The organism is Mycobacterium sp. 852002-51961_SCH5331710 (genome assembly GCF_001665535.1).
GTDB lineage: Bacteria > Actinomycetota > Actinomycetes > Mycobacteriales > Mycobacteriaceae > Mycobacterium.
On sequence record NZ_LZSQ01000112.1, the window covers coordinates 38,410 to 60,215 of the forward strand.

22 protein-coding genes are annotated in these 21,806 nt (G+C 66.6%); 5 read left to right on the forward strand and 17 right to left on the reverse strand.

What is annotated here, in order from left to right; translation table 11 throughout:
* Positions 1-28 precede the first annotated feature (28 nt).
* A complete protein-coding gene (locus A5752_RS19590) occupies positions 29-2,215 on the reverse strand; it encodes a molybdopterin-containing oxidoreductase family protein (RefSeq protein ID WP_082963978.1) in 2,187 nt (728 codons plus the stop codon).
* Between the two features lie 66 nt (positions 2,216-2,281).
* On the opposite strand from A5752_RS19590, the gene A5752_RS19595 reads away from it, so the two are divergent.
* On the forward strand, positions 2,282-3,427 hold the full coding sequence (locus A5752_RS19595) for a thiolase family protein (RefSeq protein WP_067088925.1): 1,146 nt from the start codon (positions 2,282-2,284) through the stop codon (positions 3,425-3,427).
* 92 nt (positions 3,428-3,519) lie between these two features.
* The gene (locus tag A5752_RS19600) at positions 3,520-4,344 is read left to right on the forward strand and encodes an alpha/beta fold hydrolase (RefSeq protein WP_067088928.1); all 825 of its coding nucleotides are present in this window, start codon (positions 3,520-3,522) and stop codon (positions 4,342-4,344) included.
* 6 nt (positions 4,345-4,350) lie between these two features.
* Here A5752_RS19600 and A5752_RS19605 read toward each other — a convergent pair whose 3' ends face one another.
* From A5752_RS19605 to A5752_RS19650, 10 genes are all read right to left on the reverse strand, one after another.
* Complete coding sequence (locus A5752_RS19605) at positions 4,351-4,839, reverse strand: nuclear transport factor 2 family protein (protein WP_067088931.1); 489 nt, start codon at positions 4,837-4,839, stop codon at positions 4,351-4,353.
* Complete coding sequence (locus A5752_RS19610; protein WP_067089003.1) at positions 4,836-5,864, reverse strand: NAD-dependent epimerase/dehydratase family protein; 1,029 nt, start codon at positions 5,862-5,864, stop codon at positions 4,836-4,838. The genes A5752_RS19605 and A5752_RS19610 overlap by 4 nt, the downstream gene beginning before the upstream one ends.
* Before the next feature lie 91 nt (positions 5,865-5,955).
* Positions 5,956-7,149, reverse strand: coding sequence for an acyl-CoA dehydrogenase family protein (locus A5752_RS19615; protein WP_067088933.1), 1,194 nt, complete (start codon positions 7,147-7,149; stop codon positions 5,956-5,958).
* Entirely contained in the window at positions 7,149-8,195 is a 1,047-nt protein-coding gene (locus A5752_RS19620) for an acyl-CoA dehydrogenase family protein (protein WP_067088936.1), read from the reverse strand. The genes A5752_RS19615 and A5752_RS19620 overlap by 1 nt, the downstream gene beginning before the upstream one ends.
* A complete protein-coding gene (locus A5752_RS19625) occupies positions 8,195-9,031 on the reverse strand; it encodes an amidohydrolase family protein (protein ID WP_067088939.1) in 837 nt (278 codons plus the stop codon). Before A5752_RS19625 ends, A5752_RS19620 begins: the two co-directional genes overlap by 1 nt.
* A complete protein-coding gene (locus A5752_RS19630) occupies positions 9,028-10,641 on the reverse strand; it encodes an acyl-CoA synthetase (RefSeq protein WP_067088942.1) in 1,614 nt (537 codons plus the stop codon). The genes A5752_RS19625 and A5752_RS19630 overlap by 4 nt, the downstream gene beginning before the upstream one ends.
* Positions 10,638-11,864 (reverse strand): amidohydrolase family protein, encoded by a 1,227-nt coding sequence (locus A5752_RS19635; protein WP_067088944.1) that lies wholly within the window; start codon positions 11,862-11,864, stop codon positions 10,638-10,640. Before A5752_RS19635 ends, A5752_RS19630 begins: the two co-directional genes overlap by 4 nt.
* Positions 11,861-12,727, reverse strand: a complete 867-nt coding sequence (locus A5752_RS19640; protein ID WP_067088947.1) for an enoyl-CoA hydratase — start codon at positions 12,725-12,727, stop codon at positions 11,861-11,863. The genes A5752_RS19635 and A5752_RS19640 overlap by 4 nt, the downstream gene beginning before the upstream one ends.
* 108 nt (positions 12,728-12,835) lie before the next feature.
* On the reverse strand, positions 12,836-13,843 hold the full coding sequence (locus A5752_RS19645; protein ID WP_067088949.1) for a dihydrodipicolinate synthase family protein: 1,008 nt from the start codon (positions 13,841-13,843) through the stop codon (positions 12,836-12,838).
* A 34-nt stretch (positions 13,844-13,877) separates the two neighbouring features.
* The gene (locus tag A5752_RS19650; RefSeq protein WP_067088952.1) at positions 13,878-14,675 is read right to left on the reverse strand and encodes an SDR family NAD(P)-dependent oxidoreductase; all 798 of its coding nucleotides are present in this window, start codon (positions 14,673-14,675) and stop codon (positions 13,878-13,880) included.
* A gap of 234 nt (positions 14,676-14,909) precedes the next feature.
* Here A5752_RS19650 and A5752_RS19655 point away from each other — a divergent pair, with 234 nt between their 5' ends.
* Together A5752_RS19655 and A5752_RS19660 are read left to right on the forward strand one after the other, a co-directional pair.
* Positions 14,910-15,650 (forward strand): TetR/AcrR family transcriptional regulator, encoded by a 741-nt coding sequence (locus A5752_RS19655; protein ID WP_067089005.1) that lies wholly within the window; start codon positions 14,910-14,912, stop codon positions 15,648-15,650.
* 101 nt (positions 15,651-15,751) lie between these two features.
* The gene (locus tag A5752_RS19660; protein ID WP_067088955.1) at positions 15,752-16,777 is read left to right on the forward strand and encodes a zinc-dependent alcohol dehydrogenase family protein; all 1,026 of its coding nucleotides are present in this window, start codon (positions 15,752-15,754) and stop codon (positions 16,775-16,777) included.
* A gap of 19 nt (positions 16,778-16,796) precedes the next feature.
* On the opposite strand, the gene A5752_RS19665 is transcribed toward A5752_RS19660, so the two are convergent.
* Both A5752_RS19665 and A5752_RS19670 read right to left on the reverse strand, forming a co-directional pair.
* A complete protein-coding gene (locus tag A5752_RS19665) occupies positions 16,797-17,270 on the reverse strand; it encodes a DUF1772 domain-containing protein (RefSeq protein WP_067088957.1) in 474 nt (157 codons plus the stop codon).
* Positions 17,267-17,809: a TetR/AcrR family transcriptional regulator gene (locus tag A5752_RS19670; protein ID WP_067088960.1), complete on the reverse strand. Its 543-nt coding sequence runs from the start codon at positions 17,807-17,809 to the stop codon at positions 17,267-17,269. The genes A5752_RS19665 and A5752_RS19670 overlap by 4 nt, the downstream gene beginning before the upstream one ends.
* 71 nt (positions 17,810-17,880) lie before the next feature.
* On the opposite strand from A5752_RS19670, the gene A5752_RS19675 reads away from it, so the two are divergent.
* On the forward strand, positions 17,881-18,252 hold the full coding sequence (locus tag A5752_RS19675; RefSeq protein WP_067088962.1) for a DUF4267 domain-containing protein: 372 nt from the start codon (positions 17,881-17,883) through the stop codon (positions 18,250-18,252).
* Between the two features lie 10 nt (positions 18,253-18,262).
* Here the strand turns inward: A5752_RS19675 and A5752_RS19680 are convergent, their stop codons facing one another.
* From A5752_RS19680 to A5752_RS19695, 4 genes are all read right to left on the reverse strand, one after another.
* On the reverse strand, positions 18,263-19,438 hold the full coding sequence (locus tag A5752_RS19680) for a thiolase family protein (protein ID WP_067088965.1): 1,176 nt from the start codon (positions 19,436-19,438) through the stop codon (positions 18,263-18,265).
* Between the two features lie 64 nt (positions 19,439-19,502).
* Positions 19,503-20,375 (reverse strand): enoyl-CoA hydratase/isomerase family protein, encoded by an 873-nt coding sequence (locus A5752_RS19685; RefSeq protein ID WP_067088968.1) that lies wholly within the window; start codon positions 20,373-20,375, stop codon positions 19,503-19,505.
* A 7-nt stretch (positions 20,376-20,382) separates the two neighbouring features.
* Positions 20,383-21,156, reverse strand: a complete 774-nt coding sequence (locus A5752_RS19690; protein WP_067088970.1) for a FadR/GntR family transcriptional regulator — start codon at positions 21,154-21,156, stop codon at positions 20,383-20,385.
* Positions 21,153-21,803, reverse strand: a complete 651-nt coding sequence (locus A5752_RS19695; RefSeq protein WP_067088973.1) for a hotdog family protein — start codon at positions 21,801-21,803, stop codon at positions 21,153-21,155. Before A5752_RS19695 ends, A5752_RS19690 begins: the two co-directional genes overlap by 4 nt.
* Positions 21,804-21,806: the final 3 nt, after the last annotated feature.

Below are 21,806 nucleotides of genomic sequence, written 5' to 3' on the forward strand. Positions count from 1 at the left end.
CGTGTGCAAACACGCACGCTCGCGCTTACTAGTTAGCCCGCTCGACGCGGATCGGCACACCCGTCAGCCACGCCATACCCGACAGCGCCTCGACGTCGTCGGGGTCGCTGGACGTCAGCTGGTTGACGTTCGCGCCGCCGGCGCGGTTGGCCAGCCGCCAACTGCCGGTTCCCTTGTGCCCCCAGCCGTGTGGCACCGCGACGACGCCGGGCACGAGGTCCTTCGTCGTCGACACCGGAACCGTGATGGCACCGTACGGCGACGAGATCCGCGCCTCGTCGCCGTCGAGGATGTTGCGCTCGGCCGCGTCATCGACATGCATCAGCGCATGCTGGCGACGGTCGCCGCGCATCAACAACGGCGAATTGTGCATCCAGGAATTCTCCGACCGCGGCTCGCGCAGGCCGATCATCCGCAGCGAGAAGCCGTCGGGCAGTTTCCGCTGTGACAGCTTGTCGACCTCGGCGGCGATCCCCGGGTGTGCCAGCCGAACCCGGCGCGACAGGTAACCGATGGCATCGCGCAGCACGCCCGTTCGGATGTTGGGTGCGACCACGACGCCGTGCGGATGCTCCTCGGTCAGCCGTCGCAGCGACAACCCGCCACGACGCAACCCGAACCTGTCGCCGCCCTCGGACATTCGCACCAGCGCATCGATCATCGCGCGCGGCGACGCGTCGAAACCAAACAGCCCCAGAACCTTTCGCACACCGGCGAACGCCGCGAAGGCGGGCACGCGTCGGGCCAGCCGTCGGGCCAGGTCCTCGGCGATGTCCCACTCCCCTCGCGCCTCACCCACCGGCGCGAGGACGGCTTCGGTCGCTTGACGGAAGGGCGTGGCCTGAAAACCCTGGAATGTGTACGGGAAATCGTCGCGTTCGTACATCGTCGTGACGGGCAGGATGTAGTCGCACTGCGCGCTGGTCTCGGTGACGTAGAAGTCGAGCGCGACGGAGAGCTCCAGTTCACCGAACGCCGCCTCGAGTTCCTCACCGTTGGGTACCGACAGCACTGGATTGCCTGCCGAGACGAACAACGCGCGGATCCGGCGGTCGCCGGGTGTCGTGATCTCCTTGGCCATCAGCGCTGCGGGCTCCGAACCGATCGCACTGGGGGTTCCGCTGATGCGCGAGCGCTTGCGCCGATACGAGCGCCGCATGACCGCGCCCATCGCGACGTTCTGCCATCTCTGGCCGACGGTGTGCATCGAGCTGAACACCGATCCGCCCGGCACATCGAGGTTGCCCGCCATCAGGTTCACCGCATCGATCAGGTACGTCGTCAGCGTGCCGTGGCTGCCGACGCAGGTGCCGAGCCGGCCGTAGACCGCCGCCCGCGGCGTGTTCACCAGGTCGCGCGCCAACGCCCGCACGCTGTCCGCATCTATCCCGGTCGAAGCGGACGTCGACTCCGGGCCGAACGGTCGGCACAGCGACGTCAGCCAGTCGACGCCGTCGGCCTTGCGTTTCACCGCGGCGACGTCGACCAGTCCTTCGGCGAACATCACGTTCAGCAGCGAGAGCAGCAGCAGGGAGTCGGTATCCGGCACGATGCCGAGCCATTCGAACGCCACGGCGGTCTCGCTGCGTCGCGGGTCGACGATCACCACGCGCCCACCACGTTTGACGATGTCGTGCATGCGGTCCTTGATCCGTGGCGCCGTCAGGAAGCTCCCGTGCGACACAACGGGATTCGCGCCCATCATGACCAGAAGGTCAGTGCGCGTCAGGTCCGGTATCGGGACCGACGTCGGCACCCCGTAGAGCAGCTGGCTGGCGATGAGCCTGCTGTTGGTGTCCTGCGAAGACGCGGTGAAGTAGTGGCCGTGGCGGCCGAGGCCCTTCATGAACAGCAGCGCCGCGAAGGTGTGGGCATAGCTGAACGCGCCCGGGTTGCCCATGTACCAGCCAACCGCGCCGGAACCGTCACGGCGCAGGATCGTCGAAAGCCGGCCCGCGATGTCGTCCATCGCCTCGTCCCACGTCACCTCTTCGAAGCCCGACGGCCCGCGGCGCAGCGGCCGCGTCACCCGATCCGGATCGTTGACGACCTCGGTGAACGCGATGCCCTTCTGACAGGCGAAACCGGCCGAGAGCGGGTGGTCCTTGTCGGGCCGCAGCGCCACCAGGCGGCCATCCTCGACCGTCGCGATCATTCCGCACAACGGCTCGCAGATCCGGCAGAAGGTCGGCTTGTTCTCGATGACCGGGGCCACGCCGATTACGATACTGTAAGAGTTACAGTTACACGTCGGATCGGCGTTGACCAGAGAGGCTCAGGCATGCACGACGTGGCGATCATCGGTGTCGGACTGCACCCCTTCGGCCGCTTCGAAGGCAAGTCCGCTATGGAGATGGGCGTCGACGCGATCTTCGCCGCCGTCGCCGACGCCGGTGTGGAGTGGAAAGACATTCAGTTCGCCACCGGAGGCAGCTGGACGGTCGCCAACCCGGACGCGATCGTCGGCATGGTCGGCCTGTCCGGTATCCCGTTCACCAACGTGTTCAACGCCTGCGCCACCGCCGCCAGTGCCGCCAAGGCGTGTGCCGACGGAATCCGCTTGGGCGACTACGACATCGGCATCGCGATCGGACTGGACAAGCATCCACGCGGTGCCTTCACCGAAGATCCCGCCCTGGTCGGCATGCCGCGGTGGTACGCCGAGAACGGCCAGTACCTGACGACCCAGTTCTTCGGGATGAAGGCCAACCGCTACCTGCATCAGCACGGCATCTCTGCGCAGACGCTGGCCAAGGTGGCGGCCAAGAACTTCCGCAACGGCGCGCTGAACCCCAACGCGTTCCGGCGCAAGCCCATCCCCGAGGACCAGATCCTCAACTCCACGATGCTCAACTATCCGCTCACGCAGTACATGTTCTGCGCACCCGACGAGGGCGCAGCGGCCGTCGTGATGTGCCGTGCCGACATCGCCGAGCGCTACACGTCCAAGCCGGTGTACCTGAGGGCCGTCGAGGTCCGCACCCGCAAATACGGTGCTTACGAGGTCAACACGACGTTCGCGCCCGTCGAGGAGGATGTCGCACCGACCGTCTACGCCGCGAAGGCGGCCTTCGAGAAGGCCGGGGTGGCACCACAGGACGTCGACGTCATCCAGTTGCAGGACACGGACGCCGGCGCCGAGATCATCCACATGGCCGAGTGCGGCTTCTGCGCCGACGGGGACCAGGAGAAATTGCTCGCCGACGGGGCCACCGAGATCACCGGCTCTCTGCCGATCAACACCGACGGCGGCCTGATCGCCAACGGCGAGCCGATCGGCGCGTCGGGTCTGCGTCAGATTCACGAGTTGGTGCGTCAGCTCCGCGGCGAGGCCGGCGACCGCCAGGTGCCCGGCGAACCGAAGGTGGGCTTCGCCCAGCTCTACGGCGCACCCGGTACCGCCGCCGCGACGATCCTCACGCGGTGACCCTGAGTCGGGCACCCGAGTAGTACTCGCGCGAAAGGAGTGCGGGCGTGGCAGAGTGCGCATAGCGTGACGTTCCACGAACAGGAGCCAGCATGCCCACGATCACCACGAGCGACGGCGTCGAAATCTTCTTCAAGGACTGGGGTTCGGGCCAGCCGATCGTGTTCAGTCACGGATGGCCGCTGTCGGCCGACGACTGGGACACGCAGATGCTGTTCTTCCTGCAGCACGGGTACCGCGTCGTTGCGCATGACCGCCGCGGGCACGGCAGGTCGGCGCAGGTTGCCGACGGTCACGACATGGACCACTACGCAGACGATCTCGCGGCCGTCGTCGAGCACCTCGACCTGCATGACGCGGTGCACATCGGCCATTCGACCGGCGGCGGTGAGGTGGCGCGCTACCTCGCGCGACACGGTCAGGAGCGAGCGGCCAAGGCGGTCCTGATCAGCTCCGTGCCGCCGATCATGGTCAAGACCGACGCCAACCCCGGCGGGCTGCCGAAGGAGGTGTTCGACGATCTGCAGGCGCAGCTTGCGGCGAACCGGTCGGAGTTTTACCGCTCGCTGGCCGCGGGCCCGTTCTACGGATTCAACCGCCCCGGCGTGGAGCCGTCGGAGGCGATCATCGAGAACTGGTGGCGCCAGGGCATGATGGGCGGCGCCAAGGCGCATTACGACGGTATCGTCGCGTTCTCGCAGACCGATTTCACCGAGGACCTGAAGAAGATCACGATCCCCGTTCTGGTGATGCACGGCGACGACGACCAGATCGTCCCGTACGAGGATTCGGGACCGCTGTCGGCGAAGCTACTGCCGAACGGCACCTTGAAGACGTATCCGGGGTATCCGCACGGGGCGTTCGTCACCCACCACGACGTCATCAATCCCGACCTGCTCGAGTTCATCCGGTCCTGATCGGGCTCACTTCAGCGCGCGACGCGAGGCCTTCATGATGAGCTTGCGCACGCGATCCGAGATGTAGACGGCGACAACTCCGTTGAAGACGTCCTCGCGCAGACGTGTCAGCGTCGAGCTCGTGAAGCGCCACTGGCCGTCGAGCTTCTCGTAGGTCTCGTGGTAATGGCCATAGCCGCGCAGGTTGACGCCGGGCCCGAACCGGACCACGTCCTCGAGCGCCCACACGCCGCGGGCCGTCGTCGGCGAAGTCAGTTCGATCTCGGGAGCGTGCACCTGGTGCACGGTGGCCTGGTTGCGCAGGCTCTTGCGGGTGAACGCGACGAACTCGTCGGCGCCTTGGATCTTCTTGCCGCCGGCGGGCGAAGTGTCGCTGAGGAAGTCGTCGGCGAACAGCGATCGCCACGCCGCCCAGTCCTTGGTGTCGAGGAGGCGGCAGTAGCGCGCCTTCAACTGTTTGATCGCCTCGATCTCGACGAGGTCGGCTTCGGTCATTCGCCAGCCGTCTTTCTTGCCTGTTCGACGTGGAATCGCGCGGCCCGTTCGAGCGACTCGGCGGTGGGCCGCGGGTGCCAGCCGAGTTCGCGTGTCGCCTTACCGTGGTCCGCGGGCGCCATGATGTGCAACAGGCGAACGCCATTGGTGTTCATCTGGAACTCGCGGCCGACCAGCCGGGAGAGCTTGTCGCCCAACCAGGCCGACGCATACACCACCGACAGCGGGATCCCGAACCGCGGCGGCTTCGCACCGACCGCCCTGGCGGCCGTCGTCAGCAAGTCTCGCATCGGCATGTAGCTCTCGGAGATGATGTAGCGCTCCCCCACCCTGCCGTGTTCGGCGGCGAGCAGGAAGGCCTCGGCGACGTCTTCGATGCCGACCACCTCGGTGGACACACCTTTGATGTAGGCGGGGATCTTGCCCAACGCGGCGTACCGCACCATCAGTCCCTGGTGCGGCTGAAAGTCTCGCGGCCCGTACGGATTCGACACGCACATCGCCACCGCGGGCAGACCACGGTCGCGGGCATAGGACAGCACCAGTTCCTCGGCCTGCCGACGCGACTCGATGTACGCGCCACCCTTGTCGCCCCAGTCGAACGGCATGTCCTCGGTCACCGGCCGACGTCCGTCGCCGAGCGCGATCGTTCCGATGGTGCTGCAGAACACGAATCGGTGCAGGCCGGCCTTCGCCGCGACGTCGAGCACCCGGCGCAGGCAGTTGACGTTGGTCTCGAACAGCGGTGCCGGGTCACGCAGATGGAATCGGGTGTCGACGATGCAGTAGTAGACGACGTCGCGGTCGGCCATCGCCGCGCGGAGGGCTTCGTCGTCGTACAGGTCGCCGTAGCACCGTTCGACGTCGAGGTCGTCGATGGCCACGGTGGAACTCGTCTTGCGCAGATACACGCGCACGTCGTCGCCGCGCTCGACGAGTTTGCGTGTGACGTGTGAACCGACGAAGCCGCTCGGACCCATCACCAGTGCGCGACGGACGGACGGCGTTGCTGTCGGTTCAGGCATATGTGCACCTTCCTCGGGCGCGAGCGTGCGGAAAATGTCGAGGTTACGCGGTGTGTCGTGGGCAAACACGCTCGCTCGCCGAAACTCGGCGTTAGGAAGCTTTCTTGACGGGCGGGGCGTACGCCGGCTTGCCCAGGCCGAGAACGTACTGGGCGATCATGTTGCGGAACACCTCCAGCGTGCCGCCGTAGATGCCGACCAGCGGCGCGAACCGGTACACGTACTCGGCGGCGCCGTCGTCGATCGCCCCGTCGGTGCCGAGCGGCAGCGAGGACGCCGTGCCGAGCAGGTCCATCAGATCCGGCGAGATGTCGCGCATCGTCTGCGCCAGCGCCACCCGGCCGAAGATGCTGGTGGCCGAGAAGGACGCCTCCATGCGGGCGACGCTGCGGCCCAACCGGTAAGCCACCGACCCGTCGTCGATGGGCCTGCGGCCGTTGGGATCCGGCTGGGCGACCAGCGCGGCTGCCCTGTCGACCGCGATGGCCATCGTGTTGGCCTGGTGCATCATGATCGAGACGTCCTGCAGGCCGTCGACGGCCGCCTCCACGGCGCCGTGTTCGACGTTGAGCGGTTCGCGCACCACCGTCCAGCCGTCGTTCACCTCACCGAGGCGGTACTTGTCGTCGACGCGGACATCGCTGTAGTACACGATGTTCGTCCGGTCGCCGTCGACGGTGCGGATGCCCCGGATCTCGATGCCCGGCGAGTCGAGCGGCACCAGGAACATGGTGAGGCTCTTGTGTTTCGGCGCGTCGGGGTCGGTGTTGGTGATCAGGAAGACGTACTGGCAGTTGTGGGCGCCGGTGGTGAACATCTTGGAGCCATTGATGATCCACCCGTCGCCGTCCCGCACGGCCCTGGTCTTGCAGGTGGCGACGTCGGATCCGCCCTCGGGCTCGGTGTAACCGAGGCAGAGCCGGACCTCGCCGGTGTACACCCGCGGCATCACCTCGGCCTTCAGTTCGGGTGAGCCGAACTTGTCCACCGACCGGGCGATCATCGCCGTGGTGCCGAACGTCACCCATGGCACGTGCGCGCGACGCTTCTCCAGTTCCCAGATGCGCCGACGGATCCGGTTGAACCCGCCCTCCGATTCCGGCTTCCATTCGCGGGCAAGGTATCCGGCCTTGCCGAGCGCCAGGTGCACGCCCTCGTCGAAGTTGTCGCCGGTCTCGCGGTCACGGCGGATGACGTCGTCGGTGACGATCTCCTTCAGGAACGCGCGTGATTCCTCGAGGAAGGCCCGATCCTCTTCGGAGAGTTCGACCCGTGAGAAATCCATTACTTGCCCTCTCCGCTCTCGCGAGCCGCGACGATGCCGGCGATGTACTTGGCGGCGGCGGCCGGGTCTCCCCCGGCGAGCGCCCACCCGCGGGCGCGCAGGAGGTACGCGCTGGCCGCAGCCTCCGCCGACACCCCGAGCCCGCCTTGGACCTGCACCGCCATCGTGGCGGCCTTCGACGCCTCTTCGGCCATGAACACGAAGGCCGACGGCGCCAGTTCGGGCCGCTCGTGTGGTTCGTTGTCGAGGAACCAAGCGGCGCGGCGTGCCAGGTTGCGTCCGCCCTGCACCGTGATCGCGATGTTGGCCAGCGGATGCGAGATCGCCTGCAGGGTCGAGATGGGCACGCCCAGGGTGTACCGGGTCTTGGAGAACTCGGCGGCGATGGTCATCGTCTCCTCGACGAGGCCGACCAGCGCCGCTCCCGTCAACACCCGCCATTCATCCAGGGCGCGTTGGTATTCCGCGAGCGCCTCGGGTCCGCTCGCCACGACGCTGCGGCTGTCGGCGGCGGCCGGGTCGATCCACGCCATCGGCAGCCGGCCGATGTTGTCGACCTTCGTCGGCCGGGTGGCGAACGTCAGCTTGACGATGTCGTCCCCGTCGCGCAGGACGATATGGTCGGCGATCGATCCGCTCGGCAACAGGCGCACCCCCGAGACGCTGTCCTGCTGCGGGTCGAGCCCGACGATCTGCTTGCCGCTCACGATGTCGGTGTCGACGGCGCCCAGCCGACCGAGCAGTCGGGCCGCGCTGACGTGGTCGATCCACGGCACGGGTGCCAGCGAGCGGCCGATCTCCTCGGCCACCAGCGTCAGGTCCACCAACGTGGCGCCGTCACCGCCGACGTCTTCGGGCAGCGCCATCGTGGTCGCGCCCATCGTGCACAGCCGTTCCCAGAGGCTCTTGTCGAATCCGGTCGGCTCCGCGGCGCGGACGGTCTCGATCGAACAGTGCGTCTTGAAGAAGTCCTTGTACGCGGCCTGCAGCGCCTGGTGGTCCTCGGACAGGCTGTAGTCGAGCCTGCGCAGTTCGTAACGGTCCATCACTGCTCCTTGTCGGCGCCGAAGAAAAACTCCTGCGCGTTGTTGTACAAGTAGTTGTCCAGCACCTCGGCGGGCAGGTCAAGGGCCATCGCCTCGGGAACGACTCGGCGCATTTTGAGCACCGGCCAGTCCGAGGCGTAGATCACCTTGTTCTGGCCTCGCGTGCGCATGTAGTGAAGCAGGCTCTCGGGCAACCGCTTCGGCGACCACGCCGACGTCATCAAGCGCAGGTTCTGGTACTTGATCAGCAGGCGGATCGCGACGTCCCACCACGGATCGGCCCCGTGGATCATGCAGAGCTTGAGTTCCGGGAACCGTACGCAGACCCGGTCGAGGTAAATCGGGTTTTGCACCTCACCGGGAATCGGCGGTCCGGGGATACCGGTGTTGATGCACAGCGGCAGCTCGAGCTCGGCGCACTTGGTGTAGAGCGGATAGTAGACGGCGTCACTGGGCGGATACTGGCCGTCGCCCCAAAAGCTGGGCCCCACAGCGGCATACGCGACCGGCAGGTCATTGACGACGGATGCCAGCTCCCGCAGCGACGGAATGGGCCGCAACAGGTTGACACCGCCGATCGCCAACGCGAAGCGATCCGGCCGGGCGTCGACGAATTTGCGCGCCGTCGTCGACGGTTTGGCGATGCTGTCCATCAGGATCGCCTTCTGCACCCCCTGCTCGTCCATCTCCTCGAGCAGCTCGCCGAGGTCGACGGGCGCGAACGTCGACTTCGGACCCTTGAAGTAGTCGTCTCGGACCTTGAGCATCCACGTCGGCTGCTGTTCGGTCTCGCCGAAGTGGACATTGACCAGGCAATCAATGGCGCGGGCGGTCATGCGTTCACCTGTTGTGTCGCAGCGGCTTTGGCCCAGCGGTAGTCGGGCTTACCGTTTCCGAGGCGGCGGACCTGGTCGACGACGATGAACTCCTTCGGCGCCTTGAACCGAGCCAGGCTCGCTGTGCAGTGGGCGTGCAGCGGTTCGTGTGCGATGTCCGTGCCGTCCTTCAGCGCCACCAGTGCCACGATCTCCTCACCCCACCGCTCGCTCGGCCGTCCCACCACCAACGCGTCGAATATGGCCGGGTGCGCGCGCAGCACCTCTTCGACCTCCTCGACGAACACCTTTTCGCCTCCCGTGTTGACGACCAGCGAGTCACGTCCGAACAACCGCAACGTGCCGTCGGCGGCCAAGGAGCCACGGTCGCCCGAGATCACCACGCGCTGCCCGTCGACCACCGGGAAGGTTCGCCGCGTCGCCGCCTCATCGTCGAAGTAGCCGAGCGGAATTCGGCCGCCGCGGGCGACGAAGCCGACCTCGTCCTGGCCGGGTTCGAGGAAACGACGGTAGTCCTCGGAGAGCACGAGGGCCCCTTCGCGCAATTCGAAGGTGTCCTTCTGCTCACCGCGCTGGCTGCGGCCGAATCCGACGTTGCCGGTCTCCGACGATCCGTAGCCGTTGATGAGCGTGATCTGAGGCAGCAGGTCCAACAACGCGCGTTGGTGTTTCGGATTGGTGGCCGCCCCGCCGGTCCCGATCGCGAACAGCGATGACAGGTCATAGGAGCCACAACGCAACTCTTCGACCAACGGCGCGGCGTAGGCATCGCCGACCATCGTCATCAGGCCGACCTTCTCGCGCTGCGCGGTCTCCAGCACCGCGCGCGGCTCGAATCGCGTCTGGTCGTAGAGGATCACCGGCAGACCGTTGAGCAGGGCCGCGAACGCCGTCCACATTCCCGCCGCGTGCATCAGCGGCGAAACCGCGAACCACGGCTGTCCGCCGTGCGCGACCTTGCCGTGGATCTCCTCGACCGACTCGTGGTCGGCGCCGTTCATCGAGATGACATAGGTGTCGCTCTGGCGCCACATCACACCCTTGGGCCTGCCGGTGGTCCCGCCGGTGCACACCATCATCACGTCATCGGGCGAGGCGCTGATGTCGACGTCGGTATCGCCCTGCGCGAGAGCGTCTTCGAGGTTTATTGCGCCGGCGAGCTCGCGAACCGACACGTCGTCATCGATCGAGATCATCAGGTCAGCCGTGGCGGGCGGCAGCACATCGGCGAATTTCGGTCCGAACGACCGGTGGTAGATGACCGCACGCGGACGCAGGTAGTCGAGCAGTTCGGCGACCTCGCGCGGGGTGTAGTTGTAGTTGACGTTGACCGGGACGGTGCGCGCCTTCAGGCATCCGATCACCATGTCGGGGTACAGATCGTTGTGCATGAGCAGCGCGACGCGATCCTGTCCGCACTCCCAGTTCTGCAGTTCGTCGCGTTCGCGGTGTGCGCCGAGACCCTGTGCGGCCAGATAGTTCGCGAGGCGGCGGGTGCGATCCGCCGACTGCGCGAACGTGCTGCGGCGGTCGCCGCACACCGTCATCAACCGATCAGGTACCGCCTGGGCGATCGCGTCGAGAACCGCCCCGATCGTCCATTCGCTCATCTGCCGGCGCCGGCCGTGACGTTCGCGCCGAGTAATTCGAGGGCGTTGTCGCGCATCACCTTTCGAGTGTCTTCGTGGCTGAACTCTGGGAACTGTGGGATGTCCGCGGTGAACGATGTGGGATCGGCCAACCCCTCTCCGTGCGGCCAGTCCGACCCGAACAGGATCTTGTCCACCCCGATGGTGTCGGCCAGCAGCTTCACGTCATCCTCGTAGTACGGCGCGATCCAGACGTTGTTGCGCAACTGCTCGACCGGATCCTCTTTGTAGTGGTATGGGGCGTTGTTGGCAGACTTCTTGAGCCGCTTGATGAGCCGGTAGACGAAGTAGGAACCGTTCTCGATGCTCACGACGCGGAGTTTGGGGTGCCGGGTGAACACCTGGTGGACGATCATCGAGGCGATGGTGTCGTGGATGGCTCGGTCGTCCATGATCACCATGTCGAGCGGGTCGCGCTTACCGAAACCCTTGAACACGCCGCTGCCGCCCCACAGTGCGGGGATCGCCATGTAGCCGGAGTCGGACAGGTGAAAGACCACCGGGACACCGGCCTCGGCCAGGCGCGCCCACACCGGGTCGTGCACCGGGTCGCCGAGCGAGCGAGGCCTCACCTCACCCGGCACCGGCGCCGGGCGCACACACACCAGCTTCGCGTCCCGCTCCAGAACGAACTCGACCTCCTCGACCGCCTTCTCCGGGTCGGCCAGCGAGATGATCGGCGCGGCGATGATGCGGTGGTCGGGCCGGTCGAAACCCCAGTCCTCGTCGAGCCACAGGTTGAACGCGTGGACCGAGGCCATGGTGGCCGGAATGTCGTGCTTGAGGCCCTCCTCGACGCCGCACGCGAAAGTCGGCAGCATGAACACGGTTTCGAGGTTCTGCTTGTCCAGGATCTTCACCCGGGCGTCGCGATTCTGATACTCGGGATGGTCGGCCAGCCGGTCGACCTTCATCAGCGACGCCGGATCGACACCGTCGGGAATCTCCCCGCGAAACAACAGGTCCAGGCAGCCGGGCTCAATGATCGGGTCGAACGTCGGGTTCGGGATGAAGTGGTTGATCACCCCACCGAACACGGCGTACGTGCGCTTCCCGTCGGTGAGCATCTGCACGCCGCGGCTACGGAACTCCTTGGGCAGGTGCCGAGTGAGGGCGTCCAGCGGCTCGTAGTAGTGGTTGTCGACGTCGATGGCCATGTAGTCCAGTGGCTGTGGCGAAGTCATGGCGTGTCCTCCTGCTCGGTTTTGAGGGGCGGAAAGTTCGGCGGGCGCTTCTCGAAGAAACTCGTGATGCCCTCGAGGAAATCGGGACGCGTCATCGACTCGTGCATCAGCTTCTCGGCGTGGTCGCTGGCATCGAAGACATCGCGCATGGTGTCTGCGTACACCTGTTGTTTGATCACCGCCAGCGAACTGGGCGCACAGTTGGCGGCGATGTCTTCGGCGTATCCGACCGCGCGGGGCAGCAATTCGTCCGGTGCCACCACGTCGTTGACGACGCCCAGTCGCGCGGCCTCGTCGGCGAAGAACACCCGGCCCGACAGCAGCAGGTCCATGGCGACGCCGGTGCCGACGATGCGCGGCAGGATCCACGAGATGCCGTACTCGGCGATCAACCCGCGCCTGGCGAACGACGTAGTGAACTTGGCGCCCTCGGCGGCGAAGCGCACATCGCACGCCAGCGCCAGCGTCAACCCCATGCCCGCGCAGGCGCCGTTGATCGCGGCGATGACGGGTTTGCGCACACCCATCAGGAAATGCGGATGCCGCGCGCCGACGAGCTTGCCCACGTCGGTGTCGGAGGCGGCGTCGACCGTCGTCGCGCTGATCGTCGTGAGGTCACCCATGTCGGCACCCGCGCAGAACGCGCGGCCGCTGCCGATGACGACGATCGCCCGCACCTCGGGATCGGCCTCCGCGTCGTCCATGCGTACGTAGAACGTGTCGGCGAGTTCCCCGCCCCAGCCGTTCATCCGATCCGGCCGGTTCAGGGTCAGGACCGCTACCCCGGTGTCGAGCACCTCGTAACGGACCGGCGCGGCATCGGAGTCGAATCGGGCGTCGGCGACTTGGTCAGGAGCGCTCACCCAGCAGTCCTCCTCCAGCGGCGCGAGCTTTGTGAATGCTCATACTGTACACCTATCGGTAGTGCCTTCCGCAACAGCCGTCAGGGCCGTTCGGACGCCACAAACGGCTCACGCCTCGACCAGTCCGAACCGTCGATACGCGTTCTCGATCTGCGCTTTCGCGTCGGCAGGGAGTTGCGCCTGCGGCGGACGGGAGTGCGGGTACTCCCCGATCGGCAGGCCGAGCACCGACGCCGCATACTTGAACGCCCCACCCCAATGGGTGAAGTAGTCCGGCCGCCCCGGATAGCAGATGAACCACGAACCCATATCGAGGTCGAACTGGTCGAGCCCTGATTCGCGCGCGTAGTCCATCGCCTCGACGAGTTTGTCGTTGACGATGAGCTCCCAGTACTCGCTGAACACCCGCCGCTCAGGGGTTTCGAAGAGGTAGCCCGACGTCCCGAGTTGCGCGGGGCAGACGATGCCGTCGCGCAGCCACCCGGCGCGGTACACGGTCTTGTCGCACTCCCACACCGCGAGACCCGGAGCCAACTCGTGCAGTCTCCTGCTGGCCATCGGCCGGAACGCGCCTTCCTTCGTCGCGCAGACCGCGGGGATCTCGTCGTAGATCGCGGCGCTCTCGGCGGGCGTCAACACGTAACCCGAGGACGGGGAGTTGAACATGCCCAGTGCGATGTCGGTGCGATCGGCGATGTAGCGGAAGAAGTTCAGCACGCCCTGCCCGCCATGCGCCTCCATCATCGGCGTCTGGATGTAGACGATGTCGGCGCCGGCCTCCTGGGCGTGGCGCGTGAGTTCGAGGCAGTCCTTGGCCGCGGTCGCCGCGGTGCACGCCTGTATGACGACGTCGGGGTTGGCGGCGCGGCCCTCCTCGATGGCCACCTCCAGCAACCGCTTTCGCTCGTCGAGGGTCAACGCCCAGAATTCCGCGATACCGCTCGTGCACCACAACAGTGGATGACCGAGCGCCCCCACGCAGTGCCGCACCAGAGTCCGATAGGCGTCCCAATCGATGTCGTCGCCGTCGACGCCGCAGAAGGGTGTGTAGAGGGAGTCACCGATCCCGCGCAGATGGTTACGGGCCCACTCGCGGGCGTCCTTCGCCGAAGCCATGATGACCTCCTCAGCCGATGGTTGCGATGAAGCCTCAGGTGAAGTCTGAGCCTCCGTCGACGTTGACGTTGGCGCCGGTCATATAGGAATTCCGGCGGGATGCGAGAAACGCGACCACAGGCCCGATTTCGTCGGGCAGACCCGCACGGGGTAGATGCGCCGGATGACCGAAGTGCTCATCGATCGCGGTCATCAGCGCGTACGGGTCGGTGCCGTCGACGCCCACCGACTCGGCCCAGCCGATCAGCGCTTCCGACGCGATACTGCCCGGGGAGACCACGTTGACCATGATCTCGTCCTTGGCCAACAGCAGCGACAGGTTCTTCGAAATGCTCGTCAACGCTGCCTTGGCCGCGGTGTAGGCGGGCAGGATGACGCTCTGGCGCTGCGTCGAATGGGCCGAGAAGTTCACGATGCGCGCCCACTCCGCCGCACGCAGCAGCGGCAGCGCCGAGCGCACGCAGTGCACCATGCCCATTACGCCGCCGTCGAAGGCGATGCGCCACTGCTCGTCGGTCAGGTCCTCGAATGTGCCGACGGCGTCCGGTCCGACAGCGTTGATGAGGATGTTGAGTCGTCCGTCCCAGCGCTCGCCGACTTCGTCGAAGGCGCGTTGCACCTGATCGGCGTCCGTGGTGTCGGCGGCCAGCGCGAGCGTGTCGGGGCTGCCGATCTCGGCGAGGGCCGTTGCTGCGTCCGCGAGGACGTCGGGTGTCCGTCCAATGAGCGCCACTCTGGCCCCGTCCTCAGCCAGGCAGCGCGCCGTCGCCAAACCCATTCCGCGCCCGCCGCCGACCACGACGGCGGTAGCGTCCTTCAGCCCGAGGTCCATGCGGCCTTTCGCTCACTCGATTGCGTAGAAAAGCTTACTATAGGACTTACAGTAGAAGAGCGGAATCACCGTGGAGGCCGGTGGCGGAACGGCCCCCGGTATGGTTGACGGTAACGGCGCAGCCGCGACACACCTGCATTGGCGCAGATCAGAGGCGGCTGACGGTACATTCGAGTCCACCACCCCGTTTTTCGGGGGGCTGCGCGCGCGGCTTATTCGATGGAGGTGCCCTACGTGGCAAGGCAGGCGACCGCGGAGAAGCGTCAACGACGCGAGCGTGGGTCCATCAATCCCGACGACATCATCAAAGGCGCCTTCGAACTCGCCGAAGAGGTGGGCATCGACAACCTGTCCATGCCGCTACTCGGCAAGCACCTCGGCGTCGGGGTGACGAGCATCTACTGGTACTTCCGCAAGAAGGACGACCTCCTCAATGCGATGACCGACCGCGCGCTGCGCCAGTATGTCTTCGCCACGCCCTATGTCGAAGCCAAGGATTGGCGCGAGACGTTGCGCAACCATGCGCGCACCATGCGGAAGACGTTCATGGGCAACCCGATTCTGTGCGACCTGATCCTCATCCGGTCGGCGCTCAGCCCGCGGGTGGCCAAGCTGGGCGTGCAGGAGGTTGAGAAGGCGATCGCGGGCCTGGTCGAGGCGGGCCTGTCCCCCGAGGATGCGTTCGACACCTACTCCGCGGTGTCGGTGCATGTTCGCGGATCCGTTGTGCTGCATCGTCTTCGGGAGAAGAACCGTGCGGCCAACGAGGGCCCGAGCGACCTCGAGGAATCGATGAGCATCGACGCCGACAGCACGCCCCTGCTGGCGCTGGTCACCGAGAAGGGCCATCACATCGGTGCGGCCGACGACAAGAACTTCGAGTTCGGCCTCGACTGCATCCTCGACCGGGCGAGCAGCCTCATCGAGGAGAACAAGGCCAAGCCGGCGAAGAAATCCGCCGCGCGTAAGCGTTAGCCCCCGGTTCGGGCATCGAACCCGGACCGATCGGCGGTCGACGGAATTTTCCGCCCCGTCCCGTTGTCGCACCCTTGAGTGAATCGACGGCGGGATGACTCATGACGACAACACTGATGCGGCGCTGGGAACTCGACGAGATCGGGCGAGCGGCGCTGACTCTGAGGGACGTCCCACCGCCGGACCCGGGGCCCGGCGAGGTCCTCGTGAAGGTGGCGGCGGTTTCTCTCAATCATCGCGACAAGATGGTGATCGAGTCGGGTCGCGGTCTCCCGCTGGCGTTTCCGTTCACGCCCGGTTCGGATCTCGCTGGAACGGTGGTCTCCCTCGGTGCCGGGGTAACCCGATTCGCCCGCGGCGAGACGGTGATATCGACTTTCGCTCCCGACTGGCTCGACGGCCGACGTGGGGGTGACGCACGCACGCCGTCGTACCGAACGCTCGGAGGATACTACCCCGGCGTCCTGTCCGAATATGTTGCGTTCGACGAGGATTGGTTCGTCCACGCACCCGCGACGTTGTCACTTGCTGAGGCGTCCACGCTGCCCTGCGCGGGGCTCACGGCATGGTTCGCACTGGTCGAGCGCGGTCGCGTACACGCCGGTGATGTCGTGCTGGTCGAAGGCACGGGAGGCGTGTCGCTGTTCGGTGTCCAGATCGCCAAGATGCACGGAGCGGAGGTGATCGTCTCCGGCAGCGCGGGCAAGCGAGATCAGGTTATTTCGCTCGGCGCAGACCACTTCGTGGACCGCCGCGCGGACGGCTGGGCCGAGGCCATCCTCCAACTGACCCGCGATCGCGGCGCAGACCACATCCTCGAGATCGTCGGTGGCCCGCACCTGGGAGCAGCCGTCGAGGTGGCGGCGGTGGGTGGCCACATTCATCAGATCGGCGCTCTTGCGGGCTTTGACGCGTCGACCCCCGTCATGCCGTTGATGTTGAAAGACGTGACCATCCACGGCATCAGCACGGGGCATCGACGGGCCTTGGAACACCTTGTCGCCGCGGTGGATCGCACCGGTATGAAGCCCGCGATCGACACCCGATACCCATTAAGCGATCTTCCGGCCGCCTTGGATCATCTGGACCGGGGCCCGTTCGGCAAGATCGTCGTGGTGTTCGAGTAGTCGGGGACGGAAGCGACCGTCAGGCTGCGGCGAGCGCGACGCACAGCGCGAGCAGGGCAACTGTCTGCACCACGACGCGCACGTCGATGACTGACTCCCAGCGGTTTTGGAGCCGGCGAGCATCGGCCGGCACCTCCCCCGCGACCGCGGCGGCGGTCAGCACCGCGTTCACCGGCTTGCTGATCCGCGTGTAGACCACCAGGAACCCGATCAGGGCGAGGGTGGCCACCGCTGCGGAAGCGGCGCTGGCCCAGCGCCCGCTCACCGCCGCCGCCACTGCGGTCGCCACGGCGGCGATCAGGCCGACCGCACCGATCACCGAGAAACGGCGATCGGCGATTCGGTGAATGTGACCGAGCAATTGAGTGAGGGTGCGATCGTCGACCGCCGCGACCGCGGGGCGCAGCACGATCGCGCCGAACACGTCGGTGCCGTAGACGATGCCGTTCGCGAGAATCGCGGCGCCGGCGAGGATTTCGATCAGGATGTTCACGAGCCGTTCTCCTGGGTGAGCATTTGGTGGGCCAGGTCCAGCCGCTGCTGCACCTGTGCGGGTCGCAGGCGCGCCCCGGCCTGAAGGGTCGCCAGTCCGTGCAGTACCGACCACGCCACCTCGGCCCGGGTGCCGTCGGCGTCGGGAAACGCGTCGCGCAAGGGCGCGAATGCCCGCCGGAGTGGTTCGGGCGTGTCGTCGGCCGCGAAGGACAGACCTGAGGGCATCGAGAACATCGCCTCGTAGACCCTCGGGTTCGCGGCGGCGAAGTCGAGATAAGCACGCATCCGAGCCATCGGGTTGGCCTCGACCGCCTCCAGTGCCGCGGCGAGGTCGGCGAACCCGTTGAGAGCCACCGCGTCGACCAACGCCTGGCGGTTGGCGAATGCCGAGTAGAGAACCGGTTGGCTGACGCCGAGTTCTCCGGCGAGGCGGCGCATCGTGACCGCGGCCCAGCCGTCCGACTCTGCGAGCGCACGGGCGGTGCGGACCACCTGGTCACGCCGAAAATCCAGGTCGGGAGCGGGTCGCGGGGACATAAATTGTAGTCTAGCATTGTTATCTAACATTGCTAGACAAAATCGCATATCAACCAGAAAGTCGGATCGTCATGCACATCTCCGCACTCGCCATTGCGCTCATCGCCAGCATCGGAATCATCGCGATCGGCGGCCGCTTCCTCCTCCAGCCTCGGCAGGCCACGCTCGCCTTCGGTATCGCGGCCGACGACATCCGCGGTCTCACCGCGATCAAGGGTGTCCGCGACATCACGTCGGGGGTGGTGCTGCTGGTGGTGTGGGCGGCCGCCGGCCCCGGACCGCTCGGCTGGGTGCTGATCGCGGCGTCGCTCACCCCGATCGCGGACGCCGCGATCGTGCTCGCCAACGGCGGCAAGCTCTCAGCCGCGCTGGGAATTCACGGGCTGACCGCGGCGCTGCTCATCGCCGCGGGTCTCGTGTTGGCGCTGGGAATTTCGGCGTAGTCGCCGCGGGTCAGACCTCGACGACGACCGCGCCGCCCTGGCCGCCACCAGCGCACATCGCGGCGACACCGATGCCGCCGCCACGCCGCTGCAGTTCGTAGACCAGCGTGGTGACCATCCGCGCACCCGATGCGGCGATGGGATGGCCGAGGCTGCAACCACTTCCGGAGAAGTTCACGAGCTCCTCGTCGATGCCGTACTCGCGGCAAGCGGCGATCGGCACCGATGCGAACGCCTCGTTGATCTCCCACAGCGCGACGTCGGACGGCTTGAGGCCGGCGCGGTCGAGCACCTTGCCGATCACCTTCACCGCGCCGAGCCCGCAGTCACGCGGCGGCACACCCGCGGCGGCCCACGCCTTCACCGTGGCCAGCTTGGTCAGGTTGTTGGACTCGGCGTAGTCGTTGTCGACAAGCGCCACCGCGGCCGCTGCGTCGTTGGTGCCGCTGCTGTTGCCCGCGGTGATCGAGAAGCCCTCGATCTCGGGGTGCAGCGGTTTGAGGCCGGCCAGCTTCTCGACGGTGGTGTCGCGGCGCGGATGCTCGTCGACGCTGAACTCGACGACCGAGCCGTCGAACTGCTGCACCTTGAGCGGCACGATCTCGTCGACGAACTTGCCGGCGTCGATCGCGGCGATGGCGCGCTGGTGCGACCGCGCCGCCCAGGCGTCCATCTCCTCACGGGTGATGCCGACCGTCTGCGCGGTGTTCCACCCGACGGTGATCGACATATCGCGGGTCGGCGCGTCCGGGGTCTCGACGTGGGTGGGCGGCATCCACTTTTCCTCGAACTTCAGCTCGGGGCCGGGGATACGCCAGTTGACCAGGGGCGTCATCGACAGCGACTGCACACCGCCGGCGATCAGCGCGCGCTCCATACCAGAGCCGATCTGTGCGGATGCATTGCCGATCGCGGTGAGGCTACCCGCGCAGTGCCGGTTCACCGACTGGCCCGGAACGTCGGGCAGTCCGCACGCATCGGCCGCATAGCGCGCCAGATCGCCGCCGCCGTAGTGGGATTCGGCGAAGATCAGGTCGTTGATGTCCTTGGGGTCGATCCCCGAGCGGCGGATCACCTCGGGCAGGACAGCGGTGATCAACGTCTCCGGCGGGGTGTTGACCAGCGTGCCCTTGAAGGATCGGCCGATCGCGGTCCTGGCGGCGCCGACGATGACGGGTGTTCCCATGTTTCTACCTCGGGTTTCGACGTTAGCGACTTTACAAAACTAACAGATACTGTAGCGGACGCCGCTACTCGGGCTCGGGCACGTGGAAATGCTCGTCCCGCAGCCGGAACGCCTCCTTCGTGCCGTGCTGCGCGCGGGTTTTGACGAAGTTGAACTCACCCTCCGCGAACTGCAGGTTCGTCCCGTACGCGTGGAACAGGTAGCTCGCCACCTCCTCGCCCTGGTAGGCCTGGCTCTGCTCGACGAGGCGGAACGCCTCCTTGGCGATCACCACGCCGTCGGCGGGCATCTTCGCCGCCTTTTCCGCCCAGTACCGGGCCCGCTGGGTCACCTTGTCCGCGTCGCATGTCTCGGTGAAGACGCCGAGGTGTTCGACCGCGCCCGCCTCGATGATGTCGCCGGTCAGCAGCAGCCGCCGCGCCAGCACCGGACCGAGCCGGTGGAAGAACATGTGCAGGCTGCCCAGCGCCGGGCCCAGGAACCGGGTGGCGGGCATGCCGATTTTGGTGTCGCGGGCGATGACGGAGATGTCGGTCATCAGCGCCATCTCGAAACCACCGCCGAGGGCGTACCCGCTGATCTCCCCCACCGTGACCTTCGGGAAGCCCATGAAGTTGTGGTAGAAGCCGAAGGACTTGCGGTCGACCGTGAGCCGGCGCCGTTGGCTCGGTCGCCGCTTGGCTTGCGCGGAGTCCTTGTCGCCATACCAGCCGTAGGCGTTGTTCATGTCCGCGCCGGTACTGAACACGCCCTCGGTGCCGCGCAGCAGAACGACGGTGACATCGTCGTCCTCGGCGACCTGGTCGAGGTAGCGGCCGACGGTTTCGCGCATCGCCGCGTCGTAGGAGTTGCGCTGTGCGGGGTTGTTCAGCGTGATGGTCGCGATTCGCTTGTCGCGGTCGACCTCGAACAGCACCCGGTCATCGGCGGTGGTCATGGCATCCTCACTGAACGTCGGAAATGAGCTTGGCCTCAATGGTTCTGTCCGTTCCGGCCGCGAGCGTGTTGCGCCGTGCGACGGCGAGGTGGTCGGCGGCCAGCTTGGCTGCGCGGGACTGGTTGCCGTCGCGGATCGCGTCGAGCAGGCGTTGGTGATCGCGCAGCGCGGCCCGCATCGTCTTGTCGTTCATCGGGTCGGCACCGGTCTCGTCGCCCCACACGGACGACTCGTGCGCCGACCAGATCAATTCCAGGGATCCGATCAGCAGAATCATCGGCTCGTTGCCGCAGCGCGACACGATCGTTTCGTGAAAACGCCGCGCGTTGGGGACGTACCGCGAGGGGTCACCGAAATCGTCGAGCTGCCCCTGTATTTCGTCTTCGAGGTAGGGCACGACCTCGGTCACGCGGTCCGCCCTGGCGGCACACATGCTCGCGCAGATCGGTTCGAGGTGCAGCAGCGCGCCGCTGACATCCGCCGGTGTCGCCGACCGGGACTGCAACACCATGCTGATCATGTGCGCGGTCCGGTCCGCCGACGGTTGGTGCACGACGGCACCGCCCATGTTGCCCCGCCGCACCGAAATGAGGCCGTCCATCTCCAGAATGTGGATCGCCTCGCGCAATGCCGGTGGACTGACGCCGAATTCGGCGAGCAGGCCGTCCTGGGACGGCAGCACGTCACCTTCCTTCAGCCGCCCCGACAGGATGTCGTCCCGCAGGCGTGCGGCGATGATCTCGGCCACCCGCGGTTGGCGAATCCTGTGCGCACTGGTCATCTCGCCCGGCGCTTTCCGAACTGGAAGACCGACAGCCGATCGGGTGAGGACGCCGAGGTGTTGAACTCCCCGGTGCACAGCACGTCGTCGCCGAGCAGCAACCGGGCCGTCGACGTCACGCGACCGTCGGCCTCCACACGCGTCACGTCGAAGTGCAGTTCCGTCAGGATCGGCGTGGGCCTGCGGAAGGTGACCGTCAGCGCGCGCGTCTTGCCGGTTCGGCCCGTCGCACAACTGTGGTGTTGGGTCACACAGTCGAAGAACACCCCGATGAAGCCGCCGTTGACCAATCCCGGTGGGCCTTCGAACACGACCGGGAACGTCACCCGGCCCGATGCCGTTTCGGCATCCAGTGCGTCGATGGTGTATTCGGGAAACGCCGGGTTGTAGGCGCCGATGTCGAAGGCGTGGTCGAGGTAAACGCGTTGCGAGTCCGTGGCATCGGGGCCGATGCGCGGCGTGGGGTCCGGCGGTGCGAACGCGGTCAGTTCGCCTTCCCACTCCTCGATCTGGCGCAGCATCGCGTCGACTACCGGGTGCTCGTGTTCCAGCGACAGCAGCAGCCCACTGAGCCGGCGCAGCGCGCCCGCGGCGGCGACGGTCTGCGCCAGCGGCCGCTCGCCGTAGCTGGGCGTGTCCTGTGCCATCGG